Source organism: Corynebacterium marambiense (assembly GCF_016342275.1).
GTDB lineage: Bacteria > Actinomycetota > Actinomycetes > Mycobacteriales > Mycobacteriaceae > Corynebacterium > Corynebacterium marambiense.
In genome coordinates, this window is sequence record NZ_JAEIOT010000016.1 from 22944 (window position 1) to 37756 (window position 14813).

The 14813-nt window shown below is 56.0% G+C and carries 13 protein-coding genes and 1 pseudogene; 7 read left to right on the forward strand and 7 right to left on the reverse strand.

Features of this window, described 5'->3' with window-relative positions:
• Positions 1 to 271 precede the first annotated feature (271 nt).
• The gene (locus JDV76_RS11495) at positions 272 to 1462 is read right to left on the reverse strand and encodes a S1 family peptidase (protein WP_248141094.1); all 1191 of its coding nucleotides are present in this window, start codon (positions 1460 to 1462) and stop codon (positions 272 to 274) included.
• Between the two features lie 239 nt (positions 1463 to 1701).
• Positions 1702 to 2115, reverse strand: a complete 414-nt coding sequence (locus tag JDV76_RS11500; RefSeq protein ID WP_198737046.1) for a hypothetical protein — start codon at positions 2113 to 2115, stop codon at positions 1702 to 1704.
• Between the two features lie 287 nt (positions 2116 to 2402).
• Here JDV76_RS11500 and JDV76_RS11505 point away from each other — a divergent pair, with 287 nt between their 5' ends.
• From JDV76_RS11505 to JDV76_RS11515, 3 genes are read left to right on the forward strand one after another with little or no spacing between them, the layout of a single operon-like run.
• The gene (locus JDV76_RS11505) at positions 2403 to 3257 is read left to right on the forward strand and encodes a hypothetical protein (RefSeq protein WP_198737047.1); all 855 of its coding nucleotides are present in this window, start codon (positions 2403 to 2405) and stop codon (positions 3255 to 3257) included.
• On the forward strand, positions 3172 to 3690 hold the full coding sequence (locus JDV76_RS12960; protein WP_418884427.1) for a hypothetical protein: 519 nt from the start codon (positions 3172 to 3174) through the stop codon (positions 3688 to 3690). The genes JDV76_RS11505 and JDV76_RS12960 overlap by 86 nt, the downstream gene beginning before the upstream one ends.
• Complete coding sequence (locus JDV76_RS11515) at positions 3644 to 5470, forward strand: hypothetical protein (RefSeq protein WP_198737049.1); 1827 nt, start codon at positions 3644 to 3646, stop codon at positions 5468 to 5470. The genes JDV76_RS12960 and JDV76_RS11515 overlap by 47 nt, the downstream gene beginning before the upstream one ends.
• Positions 5471 to 6882: 1412 nt before the next feature.
• Here the strand turns inward: JDV76_RS11515 and JDV76_RS11520 are convergent.
• A complete protein-coding gene (locus JDV76_RS11520; protein WP_198737050.1) occupies positions 6883 to 7035 on the reverse strand; it encodes a hypothetical protein in 153 nt (50 codons plus the stop codon).
• Between the two features lie 117 nt (positions 7036 to 7152).
• Entirely contained in the window at positions 7153 to 7488 is a 336-nt protein-coding gene (locus tag JDV76_RS11525) for a hypothetical protein (protein WP_198737051.1), read from the reverse strand.
• Here JDV76_RS11525 and JDV76_RS13085 point away from each other — a divergent pair.
• Positions 7482 to 7838, forward strand: a complete 357-nt coding sequence (locus JDV76_RS13085; RefSeq protein ID WP_418884426.1) for a transposase — start codon at positions 7482 to 7484, stop codon at positions 7836 to 7838. The genes JDV76_RS11525 and JDV76_RS13085 overlap by 7 nt on opposite strands.
• A 2375-nt stretch (positions 7839 to 10213) precedes the next feature.
• Positions 10214 to 10735 (forward strand): hypothetical protein, encoded by a 522-nt coding sequence (locus tag JDV76_RS11540; protein ID WP_198737054.1) that lies wholly within the window; start codon positions 10214 to 10216, stop codon positions 10733 to 10735.
• 1473 nt (positions 10736 to 12208) lie between these two features.
• Here the strand turns inward: JDV76_RS11540 and JDV76_RS11545 are convergent.
• The 3 genes and pseudogenes from JDV76_RS11545 to JDV76_RS12965 all read right to left on the reverse strand — a co-directional run bounded on the left by JDV76_RS11545 (position 12209) and on the right by JDV76_RS12965 (position 13479).
• Positions 12209 to 12631: an ssDNA-binding protein gene (locus tag JDV76_RS11545; protein WP_232959392.1), complete on the reverse strand. Its 423-nt coding sequence runs from the start codon at positions 12629 to 12631 to the stop codon at positions 12209 to 12211.
• A 182-nt stretch (positions 12632 to 12813) separates the two neighbouring features.
• Positions 12814 to 13145: pseudogene (locus JDV76_RS12830) on the reverse strand (DUF2800 domain-containing protein).
• Complete coding sequence (locus JDV76_RS12965) at positions 13120 to 13479, reverse strand: DUF2800 domain-containing protein (protein ID WP_336244260.1); 360 nt, start codon at positions 13477 to 13479, stop codon at positions 13120 to 13122. The pseudogene JDV76_RS12830 and the gene JDV76_RS12965 overlap by 26 nt, the downstream one beginning before the upstream one ends.
• Positions 13480 to 14266: 787 nt before the next feature.
• Here JDV76_RS12965 and JDV76_RS11560 point away from each other — a divergent pair.
• A complete protein-coding gene (locus tag JDV76_RS11560; protein WP_198737057.1) occupies positions 14267 to 14512 on the forward strand; it encodes a hypothetical protein in 246 nt (81 codons plus the stop codon).
• A 130-nt stretch (positions 14513 to 14642) separates the two neighbouring features.
• The gene (locus JDV76_RS11565; protein ID WP_198737058.1) at positions 14643 to 14792 is read left to right on the forward strand and encodes a hypothetical protein; all 150 of its coding nucleotides are present in this window, start codon (positions 14643 to 14645) and stop codon (positions 14790 to 14792) included.
• Positions 14793 to 14813: the final 21 nt, after the last annotated feature.

Genomic DNA, 14813 nt, shown 5'->3' on the forward strand with positions numbered 1-14813 from the left:
GAAGGTATCAGTTTTCCGGCGTCTCATTCAGGCGAATTTCAGCAGAACCAGGACCAATATCAGAGCTACTACCAGCATAAATATCTATTGAACTGGACATTCATTACCATTAGTATGTTTAGAAACTGAGAGGTATAACATTCTCAAACTGACCACTTTTACCCCTTATTGGGGTTGCCTTTCATTAAATAGCCTGGGTTCTGGGGTTTCCCGGACATGAAAAAACCGGCCCCACACAGGAACCGGTTTCCATCGGACGCTCAGATGAACCTCAGCGGCCGCGTGCCGCCGCAAACGTCCCACCCTCCGGAGGGAGCACGAAACCCGCCCCCGCCGTCCCCCTGGCATTAAGATTCTCGGTGATCGCATCAATCGTCGGGCTCGCTGTCGGCATAAAGAAGGGCCCCTGAAGCGGGCTCCGGCACGATAGGTTGTGGTCCGGGAACACACCACCCGACACCACACCCACGAGCCGGTCCCCGGCGAGCAGCGGAGCCCCCGAATCCCCACGCATGGCGCACACCTGGGAGAAGTTGACTCGCTTCTCACTGATCCACGACGTACCGCACGTGTGCCCGGTGGCGACACCCTGCTTGCACAGGATCTCCCCGTTCACCGGTGCACCACCGACCGAGTTCACCGTAACACCGTTGTAGCTGCGCGTGAGCTCAGCCCGATCATTGAACTCAATCACCGAATAATCGTAACTCCTGCTCGACGCCACAACCGTGCCAGCCTGCCCTACTTCCCAGGAGTCCGCCGAGATCACCGCCTCCCCAGGATTACCGCAGTGACCCGCGGTAATCCCCACCGCACGACCCTCGGCATCATAACCCGCCACCCCGAGAGTGCACAGGGTCTTCGGGCCGATGAACACGGGGGTACCAGGACCGAAAAGCGACTTCCCCCTGCGCTGCGCCGCGAAGGACTCCTCCGGAATGTCCGGGCCGTTAAACCAGCTACCATTCACCCGATTGAGCACCGGACCGGGGCGACCCGCCATGAGCTGCGACACGACATCCGTGCGCCAATGGTAGTTCGGCCCACGGCGCGAAGCATCAAACTGACTTTCCGCAGACGGCACGACACCACCATCCGACCAGACGCCATCGCCGAGCACATCGGAGGACTCATCCGGCGCGACTGCCTCCGCAGCCGCGATCACGTTGTCCGGGATAATCTGGCCGAGCCCACTACCGATCGCGGCCTCATTGAGACGCTTCGCCGTGTCCGCAGCCCCCACCCCGGTGCCTGCGCGCAGCGCACCGTCAACAGCCCGATCAATATCGGTCTGAATCTCCCGGGCGACCGATCGAACCTGTTCGGTCACATCCGACACCGGATCCGACTCCGCCGCAGATGCCTGTGGTGCCACCATGAGTAACCCGATACCGATGATGGTGGCAGGAAGGACACGGCGGAGTTTGACCAGGTTGGGCATGAAGACGCTGACTGCTTTCACAAGAATGGGATGACTCTCCGGCACACGGACGCTGCGCACCCAGAGACGATTCGCTAACAGGTACATACTGCCACAGAATCTCCCTTTCCCCGGACTGCCGACGCAGGGGTGTCACTTCTCCGACACCCCCAGGAACAGAACTGTGTCACCTCACGCACGCAACAGCCGCAGGTAACCACGTTACTTCGATTTAACCTGGGGATTTCCGGATAATTTCGACTTCCCGCGGCCCGCGGAAATCAGTCCGCCGCCCGTGCCCACGCCGCGGAGAGGAATGCGACCGCGGCCACCAGGGATACGGCCACGACGATGAAACCGACAGCAACGTGATCGGTCCACCACGGCACAGTTAGACCCGCATCCGCGGCGTCGATCCCCACAGAGAACGCCGCCCCCAGATAGCCCAGAGACGCGAGAAATACCCCATTCGAAACGACCGCCGTCCATTCCAGGGCACCGGCACCTCTCCGCAGAGCCCGTACCGCCAACACGATGAGGATCACCGGCGCCACGAAGAGCACCGGACCACCGAACACGGTCGCGGACAGAAGGAGCACGACGACACCGAGCCACGCGGCGCAGGCCGGCAACACACCCAGCTCTCCCCGCAGGACAGCTCCGACACTGGCGAGAGGTGAGCGTTTCTCGGTCATTGACAACTCCTCGGATCTCGGGTGGACGGTATTTGTTGGCAGCTAACCACCCCTTCACTGGGCATGTCAACGGGTCCGGGCCACCGGGCGTCCCTGTCGCCACACCCCCAAAAGCGGCGACACCGACCTCATTCGCCGTGGTACTCGTTCCACTACGACACAATGGTCCCCATGGCTTCCAAGGTTTCCATCGACGATGTCGTCACAGCACTCCTCAACTAGACTTCGCCGACGCTATCGGCACCGAAAAGGACCAGGCCACCGGGTTCCCCGAAGGCGCAGCACCCATGCGTCGAGCGGTGCTGTTCGCCTCGGACATCGCTTCCTCCAAGAAGTTCACTGACCTGTTCCCCTCCTTGACGAGCATCTACTCCCGGAACCTGAATGAGAAGGCGGCGACCAACGAGGCGATCTCCACCCAGAATCTCGACCTCGCCGTGGACGCCAAGCACATCGACGGAACCATGAACACACTCCAGCGCGGCAACATCCTGCGCTGGCTGAAGTCCGACGCAGTGATCTTCATGAACCCGCGCAACTCCCAGGTCGATGTCGTGCAGTCCGTCGGTCGCGTGATGCGGAAATCTGTCGGCAAGACCTACGGCTACATCATCCTGCCCATCAGTATCCCCGCCGAGAAGAAGCCCTCCGAGGTGCTCAACGACAACCAGAAATTCAAGGTCGTCTGGCAGATCCTCAACGCGCTGCGCGCCCACGACGAGCGCTTCAACGCGACGGTCAACTCCGCGAAACTCAACGCCAGTAACGCTGCCCTGAACGCCACCATCCAGCCCGTGTTCATTGATATCCCACCGAATGACACCCCTGCCCCCGCCGATCCGTTCGTATCGAATCCCGATGTCACGACCCAGGCTCCGGACCCCGGACGCACCAGCCACGAACCTACCCGCGACCCGTCCTTCTCCAGCCAGCAGCTCGCCCTGTTCTCCATGGAGAAGTGGCAGGAGGCCGTCTCGCCCGCATCGTCGACAAGGTACCTACTGGGAGGACTGGGCGAAGGACGTCGCCAACATCGCCGACGCACAGATCCTGCGCATCAACCGACTGCTCGATACCGCGGACCCGACGGTCGCCACGGAGTTCGACGAGTTCCTCAAGGGACTACGCGCAAACCTGAATGAGTCCATCTCCCGCGACGACGCCGTCAGCATGCTCTCCCAGCACCTGATCACCGCGCCCGTCTTCGACGCCCTGTTCGCCGAGCACGACTTCGCACAGCACAACCCGGTCTCCCGGGTCATGCAACGCATGGTCGAGGCCCTCTCGGACAAGCGCCTCGAATCCGAGACCGAATCCCTGGAACGGTTCTACAGGTCTGTCCAGGTCCGAGCCTCCGAGGTCACCACCGCCGAAGGCAAGCAGCAGGTGATCAAGGATCTGTACGAACGCTTCTTCAAGCTCGCGTTCAAGAAACAGTCCGAAGCACTCGGCATCGTCTACACCCCGGTGGAGATCATCAACTTCATCAACCGCTTCGCGGACTGGGCCTCCCGCAAACACTTCGGACGTGGACTCACCGATGAGGGAGCGCACATCCTCGGAATATTCCAGTAGGCTCGGTTCCAAAATAGCGGCCCACATGAGCTGCTCATCCGAGTGGTTTAAATGCGGCGCTGCTAGTAAAAAGAAGAAGGGAAAAGCCATGCCCAACTACGGAACTTCAAAACCGTTAGACGAGGAATTTATAAGAGGAATTCTTGCAAGCGCCTATTCTTCTCATTTTCAGTTCGCGCCAAGAGAGATAAAAGAGGCATTGGATATATGCGGAAAATCAGTCATCCGCAAGGATAGGCGGGGCGCAACCGAAGCGGCTTTGCTTTCCGAGATGTCGACCAGGAAGAGCCTCTCTGAATTATGTGGCGCACTTCAGGACGTAAGTCCAAAAGCATCTACTCACCTTCTGGCCGGGGAACATCATGACTGTTTACGTGATTACAAGTCACTAAAAAGCTTCAAGACATTTTCGCTAGCCCGAGGGACGTGGTTAATCGGCGTTTTCGGCAAGGGCACGGACGATAGCCAGTATGGCGCACTCCAAGCTTTCAACAAGTACGTTCGATGGGTTTCCGCATATCTAGCCAATCTCCATATCGCCGCCTTTGCCGAGACTGACGACACCGAGCGCCTCGCAGTTCATCCCACCAGACAACTTGAAATAAATCGGCTAGTTGAGCCTGAAACTCGAATGATGTGGATCACAGATGAGATCTCAGCGGCGATAGGGATATGGGTAGACCGCAACCTTCCTTCCATATCTCACTTGATCGGCTCAGAACCGGTGCTGGTCGCAACTGAAAACGCTCACAAGGCCGTCAACTCACTTAAATCTTCCTTTAGAGACAATAAATCGTTCATGTCGGAACCGTTTAGTGCGATTCTACTAAATGGAATTTCGGAAGATCTAACTCGCAAACTTACCGCAAGGCCGACAGTGTTAAACGAGGAAAACGTGGAAGAAGCGCTACTCGGAGAAACGCCCACAATTACACCGTTTGTTCACATCGACGACACCACCTGGGTTTTAAACCGCTCGGCTTGGCTTATGCACCGAGACGACGCACTCTTTAGATTTGCAATGAAAGAGAGCCCGAGCGATCGAAAGGGACAGATATTTGAAGACGTTACAGCATCCATGCTTCAGAAATGGGGACCCCGCGCAACCACATGGAATTCCTCCGTGGATCTTCTTCGCCCCGAAAGCCGGAAGCACAAGGACGAAGTAGACGTATTCGGATGCTCGGACGGAATTGCTTTTATTGGCGAGTGCAAAGCCAATAAGCTCTCGGCAAACAACTCAAGTGTCGGTTCGTCTTTCGAGACAGTAGTGCTGAACAACGCTGTTTCTCAGCTTGAAACGCGGATGACCCATTGGAGTGAGGGATGGCGGCCAAATGAGGCTAATCCTTGCAAAGCCAGTGAAGCGATCGGGTTTGCAATAACGTTTTCCAGCTACGGCGGATTGCTCTGGCAATCCGAGGGACTACTCAAGGAAGATGTCCCGGCACAATACGCAGTTATTCCGTTACACTCTTTGGTCTTGGTTGCGAGCATTCTAGACGAACCCCAAGACCTGAAGCTCTACCTTGAGCACCGAGAGAGGCTGATCACGGGTGGGGCAGCGAACTCAGACGAGCTTGAGTACATACTCGGTTTTATATCTGAATTAAAAGGGTGTCAAGCAACCGCACCTGAGGGAACCAGAGCCCTTTTTAGACAGTACCAACTGGATGAGAATGGAGTTTGGATAGATCCTCGTGTGCACTCTGGCCTGCGGGATTGGAAGCAACAATTTAGGGACGATCTATGGGATCACACAGAGCCAGTCACTCCATGATTTGGCTTATCCACGACCATCTCGATACGGGAAGGTGTCCGTGGCGTCAGTACTGACTTCAGCGAAGTCGGCCAGTGTATGCCATAGGTATGGGTGAACTCATGCTGGCCGGGTCGAGCGCCGCGATTTCTCCCTTGTAGTGACCGCAGACGGCTGGCCGGTTCTGAAATTCGCTAATCTCATAGTGGAGTTTCTGGTGCCCGTCGAGCAGGTTGGAAGGCTTTGCGGTGAGTGTGTCGAAACGACGCAATTCGCATTCATCCTGAGTGACACGGCGTTGCGGATGATGAGGTTCTCGGTAGTTTTGACAGCAGCACCTACGTGGGCGAACATCTGCTCGTCCTCAAAATGGAGGTCGCTAGTGCCGAACTCTGCCACCAATGTCTTGTCTACGATCTCGTCTACCATGATCGATTCGGTTAGGAGCGTTGGGATAGACGGCGTCGTGGAACGCGGCAATGATCTGCTCGACACTGACACGCTGAGCAAATACGAACTGACCCCAGCGTGTTTGGGGTTAAACCGCCAGATTCCTTTTCGTATTAGGATCCGGCGCGCCAGGTTTCCGACCGGCACCAGACTCCTCACTCGCTACAGCGGACCTTGCCTGAGAAAGTCCCTACCGTAGGGTGAAGTATCGCTCAGACGCAGCGGCCGTGGTTTAGGATTGCATGAGGTCTCATACCGCTGGAGTGTTGATCGGCTCGTGATTTCCGGTGACATAGTACTGCGGTACTTCACCTTCGTTCTTGATCTACCTTTTGGTCGGGAAGTCGATAATGTAGGACTCATGCAACCGCGCATCAACTCTGTATTTTGTCGTTGGGACGAATATTTCGGATCGGATAGGCCAACCACCTTGATTTGTCGGTCGCGATCTGACAGCTTCGCGTTGGAGAAGGTTCAGAATGTCGGTCAGTGACTGCCTGCCAAGGCAGAGGGAATAATTGTACCGCAATGTGATGGCCTGCTTCTCGTTGATGACTAGGTTCCGTTTGGAGGCTCTACATCGCGCGGAATGGCCGTACGAGATAGTGACTTCCCGTCCATGAAGCTCTTTCAGTGGCCCCAGGTGAAGTTCTTAGAGATGGAGCGGGCGTTTCTTCTTGCGCCAGCGAGCTCGTGATGATAAGCAGCTCACTTTTGGCATCGAAGGTACAGATGTTCTCTACCTCGAAGAACACTTCTACTCAGGCATTCTTCAACATGCGCACGGTAGTCAGGGAGCCGACAGCATTGTGGCCGAACCGGGATACGCTCTTGATTAGGATCAGGTCGGTTTTGCCATCGACAATATCGGTGATCATCTGTTGGAATCCGACTTGATGTTTGATGGAGATGCCGTTGATTCATTCGTCAGTTTAGACCTGGACTAGCTACTAACCAGCGTGGTCGTTGATGTAGCGGGTGCACTAGTCGATCTTTACTTCGTAGGAGGTCACTTGATCGTCATGATCGATGGGCACGCGCGCATAGCCAGCAATCTTCCGGACGGAGGTTTGCCGCAGCAGTGTGTTTGTTTGGAGCTGACGGGTGGCAAGGATCGCGGTGATGGTGCGCGCCATTTATCGCTCTCCTCGCTCGGCACACAGCCGCTGCGCTTTAGCAGCAGCCACTGCTCGGTATTTAGCTAAGGCTCCGGGTGGGTTGGTACGTGGGCTATCCAAACCGAGGCGTTTAGCTTAACCCCAGCGGGCACGTACAAGCTCACCCCAGGCGGCTTTCTTCTCTGGTGTCCACGAACTCTTCTTCAACTGCAGATTCCACCTGCACGTAATCATGGTGCCATCGGCAAGGTCGAGCGTGAGCCGGTCGTTGCCTTCGATATTGATGCGGTCAAGGCCTTCAGCAACGACAGAGTTACCGAACGACTCGATGGTGTGGACTTCGAAGATGCGTAATTTCAGAGCGGTATCAAAAAGTTCGCTAGTACTGCACGAACCTGCACGTCCGCTTGTAAGGTTGATGCAAATCCAATGCTCGGTGGTGATGGGGTCTGCTGCGCGAGTAGGTGACAACTAGTTTGGCTGGTCTTGGTGTTAGCTGGAAGGGAGTTGTTGGGGCTAAGCGATATCCGAAAGAGTTCCGCGATGACGTGGTGCGTGTTGCTGTGGCGCGTGATCCGGGTGTGACGTTGGTTCAGGTGGCCACGGATTTCGGGATTCATGTAGGCATCTTGGATACGTGGCTGCATCAAGAACGCCAAGGGGCCGGGGAACAAGAAGGTGTGTGCCGCTCAGGGTCACAGGAGTTACGTGATTTGCGGCGTCGGAACCGGCTGCTGGAGCAGGAAAACGGGGTGTTGCGGCGGGCGGCAGCGTATTTGTCGCAGGTAGCTCTACCGGGAAAAGGTACTTCCCGCTCGTGAAACAGCTGGTGTTAGAAGGGATTCCTGTGGTGTTGACGTGTCGGGCGTTGAAGCTGTGTTGAAGCTGTGCCGGGCCGAGTATTACCGGTGGTTGGCTCAGCCGGTCACTGTATCTGACAGGGGGGCGTGCAGGGTCGTGTGGCAGCTGTGCGTGTAGCTCACGCAGACGACCTGCAGGCCTGCTACCGGTATCTGCGTGATGAGGTTGAAGCAGCTGGGGTAGTGATGTGTGGGCGCACTGCCCTGGCGGTTGTGTTCGGCTCATCGGCTGTGGTCTTCCTGTGGCAAGAAGCGGGGGAAACAACGCGAAGCGTCCCGGCCTGGCGGTCGATGGTGATCTCCTTGTTCATAGTGACGATCACGGCAGGACTTGCCACGATTTCATTGGTGCTGCTTGTGGGGTGAACCTGGTGTGGGTCACTGATATCGCCGAGCACCTCACCGGGGAAGGGAAACTGTATTGTTGTGGGGTCGAGGAGACGTTTTCGTACCGGGTCGTCTCGGCTACTCGGCCGCGCCTCATATGAGTTCTGGACTGGTTGTCATCGCTTTCAATACAGCGGTTGCTCGCCGTGAGATCAACAGGCACAGTGTCACCGGTTGGGTTGTTCCTTTTTTGATGGTGGGTCGCGGTTTAGGTCTTGTCGGTACCGTCAGATGCTTGGCTGTTACGGTCTGAAGGGTTCAATGGGTGGAGTCGCGTCTGCGGGTGATAACGCAGTGATGGAGTTGTTTTTCTCGTTGCTGCAACGCAAGTGTCTTGAGCCTCAAGATATGGGCCCCGGCCACGAAGAGCTGACCGTTGCGGTCGTCGTCTGGATCGAATACCGCTACCACCGGTGTGGCCGACAAAACGCCTTGACCGGCTTACACCGATCGAGTGTGAAACGATCAACAATGAAGCAGCCTTGCAGGCTGCATGGAACTGTCACCTAAACCTGCAGCAGACCCCGGCGCAGTCACGTGTTCAACGTCAGCGGGTGGACGCTGAGGTCCTTGGGTCGACTGTTTCAGTGTGATGTCGTCGGCATGGTTGCGGGCTGACAGCATCACCTCGTTACGGGACCCCTCTCGGAGAAGGCTGGGCATCGGCGCATCCATCCATCCAGCCCCGTAGGGCTCGCTATCTCGAATGTCACCGACTCCTGCAACAGCCGCATATCCAACGAGCGACACCGACATACGTCACTGTCGCGCCACGCCCGCCAAAGAAGCAGCTACAATTAAAGAAGCGTCGATCAAGAGATTCCGCTTAACCTTCGTGACCTCAAAAATGGAGTCCCTTGTGTGAAAGCTCCTCTCCGAACACTGAATTGCTAAAGAGATATAATGTGAGCGTATTTGCTGTAAAATGACGAAACCTGAGTTTTGGAGATACCTTAGTGAATCACTGCTATACGATCGGTGAAGCTGTCGAGGGATCCACCCACCTCATGCAGGACGTCTGGGGGTCGCTTGACACGTGGGCTTGGGTGATTGATGGGGCGACACGCCCAGGCGCTGACCAGAATCATACCGTAGCAACATGGACGAGGGCACTAAGTAACGAGATTGCCTGCACTATTGCACGAACACATTCTCTTTCCCTTCCTGCAGTACTCGCATCAGCTATTGAGAATTCCCGTTTAGACACTCAAGATCATCCATCGGCAACGGTAGCGATGGCCCGTATATCGGAAAACCTGGTTGAAACTCTAGTGCTTGGCGATTGTGCTGTTCTTGTCGGAGATAATCTTATTCAAGATAATCGCATCCAAAATATTGCCACCGATGTGCGAAAAGCGCGACGCCAGGCAAAATGCGATAGAGACAGCGATAAATGCTTAAAACTGTATCGTAAACTCTTGAAGTGCGAAGATGCAGCTCGAAATAGGGAAGGTGGTTTTTGGGTCGCCAGCGAAACCCCAAGATCTGCACACGAAGCGCTCCTACACAGGTTCCATGGTGAAAACAAGGTTCTACTCATGAGCGATGGCGTAGCCAACGAGGTTGCCATAACTCTAGGAGGTCCAGCTCAGACATGGAAACGGCTCACCGATCCGCTCACACCATCGCTATCACTGTTGCGATCGGCAGTGCTTGAAAGAGATGGTCAAGTAGACGACATGACTGTAGTCAGGCACTCATGGACTCTGTAGAAATTGCAGCCATATTGCTCGATTGGGCAAATCGGGCGATTACAGCGGCTGCTGTAATTGGCGGAATTAGCCGTTGGATCTGGAAAAGGAATCAACGGCGCACTGTTCAAGATTTTTTTTGGAGGTAGGTCGATTACGACCTATTTCCCACTCCGAATTCTAGAGGAAAGGACAGCTATCGCCGAGGCCGACTTTGCCGCTGCACATAAACTAGCAGCCTTTCTTACACTCTATCGAATGGAAGTAAATTTCAAGTTCATCAGCCCTGATGGGAGAATAGATTTTACAGATCCCGGAATTGTGGCAATTTGTGGCCCAAAATCTTCTAAAATAGTCGCCAGCGCCTTGGCCCGAGATACAGCGCTATCTTTCGAGAATGATGGCATGATCTACGGAATCCGCGACTACGTCGATTCAAGGGTTTGGAAATCTAGGCGAGATGTTGAAAATGAAAATTCGGATATCGGATATCTCGCACGTAACGAAACTGGGCCCGGGTCCGGAAATAGGTTCTTATCAATTGCTGGAATACATGCCGAAGGTAGTGCCATCATTGTGGAGCACCTGTGCAACTATAAGCGAATCCGTGAAATACATAAGAAAACTAAAGGATCACTCTTCTCCTCGGTAATTGGAGGAACATATCAAAGAAACCCATTGTCGATAGAATTCAGCCAGCTCTTAACTCTGCACATAAGAGAAGAATCTTGCGACGTGACAAATGAGGTTGCGTTCGTGGAAGAGGATAATAAATCGTAAATATGAGTTATCTAGAGCGGATAGAGGACTCATCCTATTTTATGTTACTTTCCCACCCAATCAGCGAATTCGTCTGGTGAAATCATGATTATCTCGGTTTCAAGACAGTAAACGATCAAGTATGAACTAATTTGGCTCTTCACGTTTCGGAGTGTGTAGCTAGCCGTAATTCAGACGAGAACGTCGCACAGACGTGTAGGTTCTAGCCGTTGTACAATGAACGTTGACAAACCCCCTTCGGACGGAACCGGGACCGAGTAATGAGTCCTGCCGGAGACCTTGTTGCTGATACCATCTCTGGTCGCACTGAACTCGGTCTCGCAATCACTGGCGCTGCGGGTGTAGAAACAACTACAATCATCGAAGCATTTCCCATCACGGGTGATAGTCACTGCTTCGCAGTGTGGAAATGGTGGTATCTTTTGGGGTTTTACGGGGCTGTTGCAGGAGTCGGTGACATTCGAGATAGCGAGCCCTACGGGGCTGGCTGGATGGATGCGCCGATGCCCAGCCTTCTCCGAGAGGGGTCCCGTAACGAGGTGATGCTGTCAGCCCGCAACCATGCCGACGACATCACACTGAAACAGTCGACCCAAGGACCTCAGCGTCCACCCGCTGACGTTGAACACGTGACTGCGCCGCGACCATATCGACAGCGGTGAGCCACCCGGCCGACAATATTCCGGTAGCAGTAACATGCCCAGGTGTTGAAGCTCACTCGTCAGCCCTACAACGGCTGGCTCAAATAGCCCGTGACCCCTCCTCGTAGCTCAAAGCCGACCGCGCCGACGTCTTGTGCGACATCCATCATGATGACCGTTGGGCGCGCCAGTAGATGGTCGAACAGACGGCGTGACAGATCTGTAAGGCGAATCGCTGGCGGTCATTGTCCTAGACAACGTCGATTACCATAAAAAGGATCTAGGTGTATTCGGCCAGGGCCGCGTCGTGCACTTTGGCCGACACTTTCAGTTTTTTCAGGAATCTACAGCACGTGATCAACCGTGATCAGATGGTCATATCCATGGGTAACTCGGACGGCGGCAACGCCGCGGCGGCGAGCTTTTTCGGATGGCTCTAGAAAAACGTAGACAACCGTGTCCAGTGGTTCACTCAAAGCGAGCTAAGGATCGTGATCGTGGCTTGGATCTGGCACACCTAGTACCCCTGCAGACGCTAACAACGCGTCGGGTGGTTGTTCCCCGCCGGATTCGAGACAACCATTTGACAACCAGCTAAGCGGGCTGCCTAACCCCTATCACCTGGTCTGCAGCGGACGCGATTCAGCTGTAAGTCGTTCGCGCTCTTCTGCGATCATTCGCGTCAGTCGACGCTCAGCCCGCTTGTCACGGGTCCTCAGCTTGGGATGGACGATCCCGGTCGAGATGAGAAGGTAGACCCACACGGCCAAGGTGATGGCTTGGGAGCATTCACACATAGTGGCGATGTCTTTTCTCTTAGATGAGGAAGTCGTCAGTCGGGGCGAAGGATCCAAAGTCGGTATCGGCACGCAGGCGCCCACCCCAGGCTATCGCCGTAACGGATCTTCTGAGTGCTGGCCAAACCGCAGGCCACTTTCTTATTTTCATCCGTGTTGAACGCGTAAAACGATAAGGAGACACGGGCGTAACAGCCGGAGTAAACCTCCGCACGATTCAAGATCGAGGAGACATTCTCGTCGACAATCTGGGGCCGAGTGAGGCTGTCGGCTTTGACGAAGTTCGCATCGGTGTAGGCGTCGTCGCCGCGTTCCAGGTCACCGTGGCACAGCGGCAGCTTGAGCGCGGCCTTGTTCGCGCGTTTGCCGCCAAACATGGTGATGCTTGCTTCGATTGCGACGTCGGTAGCCTTCTCGATCAAGGACAATATAACGGCGTCGGACTTGGTGACGATCATGGACACCGAGTACTTCGGCTTTTAGCCGTTGATTGAGTTCGGCTCCCACCCGTGAATATAGGCCAGTCGGACTGCGCCAGTGACGATACTGGGCGGATTCGTGGTGGACATCAGGGGTTACCTGCTTTCTGTTACTTAGTTGTCGTGAATTCGGACGAAGCAGCGACGACCTCGAGCGCGGGTCACTTGTCGGCGTTCGTTACAAGGGTCGGTTTGCCTACAGGCTTGAATACCCTGTCGCCGAACACCTCGGCGAAGGTTTTCTTGCCAATAAGGTGTTCAAGGCCGTGAGCGTGATGAGCTTGCGGTCAAAGATGTCGGTGTACCCTGCAGCCTCAACCGCCTTCGCGACGGCCCGCTCATCGGCATATTCGTGCATCGTCCAGCCTGGGACGAGCTTGAAGCCCTCCCACATCTTGTCCTGGCTAACTGCCAGGGACAGTGCATCAACATCCAACATCAAATACCCTCGTTCTGAGTTATGGAAACTATGCCAGCACGTGGGCGATCTCATCGTCAGTGAGCGCTACTTGTGGAGCGAACTCAAGCTTCGCCGGTGCCAGGTTTGTTTCTGCGCGTGCCCAGCAGATCGCCGAGATCTTGCATAGCTGACACCAGCTTCCCGGGCAGAACTCGCCTCCAGCGCCCCAAGTACGGGATCTGCTGCGCGGGTAGGTGACAGGGTGTAGCCACACCACCAGTACAACGGCCGTACTCATGACCGTCCCGAACCCGATAAGCGACAAACAGCCCAGACAGGCCTGACGACACCAACGGCGGTAGGCCCGCTCGATCCAGGCCACCACTCGCGATCCACAACTACCCGCAGGTGGCCCGGGTGCAGCCATCGAGGGGCACTGTTTTACAGGAGCACGAAGGACGATTCCACAACGGCGTTGCCCCCGCTCGACCCAACCCGGCCCATGCACCCGACCATGCGATGACAGGTGAGAACACACCGGAACTTCCGGTTTCGGAAATTGATTGCCCCTATCGCTGTAAACGATCCAGACGGCGACGTCACCACAGATAACGACAGCATTCTCAAGCACCCGGACAACTAGCCGCGACTCCACCCTCGACTCGATTTGAGCACCCCACAACCCGAGCCGAGTAGACGTCTTTTGATCACACAGAGACAGAACTTACCCTCGGCGGTCTTGTACCCGGTGGTGTCGATCAACCACAGCTCGATCAGCCTACCTACAGCGAACACGCACCCGGGTCCGGACCATGCTCGCCGCCTACAGCGCAGAGATCGTCGTGCACTGGTGGACCAGGCCTGCAAGCCTGGTGCACCGCCTAGTCGTCCCGAACACGCTGAACAAACCATCTCTGGCCGCAATCGGCCACGCGGCCTGGTCCGGCATTGCCTCACCGTTGCCACGGGCCTAGTCTGCGAGGAGCCGATGCCCGAGCCCAGGGGTCGCCTTGGTGGGCGTCGAACAACACATTCGTGCACTACGCCCCCACCACCTCACTCGGGGTTACGGAGCCCACCAGCCACCGGTAGTCGGCGGGAGGGCTTGAGCACCGAGACCTCCACCATTACAGGGAACCCTGCAGCGGCCAACTCACTCACAAGCCGGGATCTATTCCCGGCGGGTTCGCCTGGGACAGATACCCCACCGCCCGATGCTCAACCTCGTTGTCCTGCTCGAGCAGCCGGATCTGCTTGCGGACTTCGCGCAGCCCGGCCGCGTCGGCCCGAACCTGTCCGGGTTTGGTGCCCTCGTTGATGTCGGCACGACCTATCTACTTCTGCAGTGGCATCGGGTGACCACCGAGGCCTCTCGTGATCTGCTTGATCGTCACTCCCGGCTTGCGGCTCCTCGCCACGCGCACAACGTCGTCACACAAACTCGCTCGGTTAGGGCTTAGGCACAGCAACCTCCTCCCGGGCCCACCCCACGGGCAAACCAGACCAGATGCCAACCACCCCCGCAGCAGACCCGTCCCGATCGCCTTCGATCCTGTACGCCTCCTACTTGACCTCTACGAACAAACCAGCATGGTCGAAGGCGAAGCACGCGAACCCAAGCCGGTGTTCTTCTCCTTCGATGCTGTCAAGACATACGGTGAGAAGGCCCTCGGCGCCGTCGCAGAAGCTCGCGTCATCCGACTCGGTGAAGGATCCCAAGTCCTCTACGGCTTCACCTAGAATGTTGAAGAGGAAGGCAAG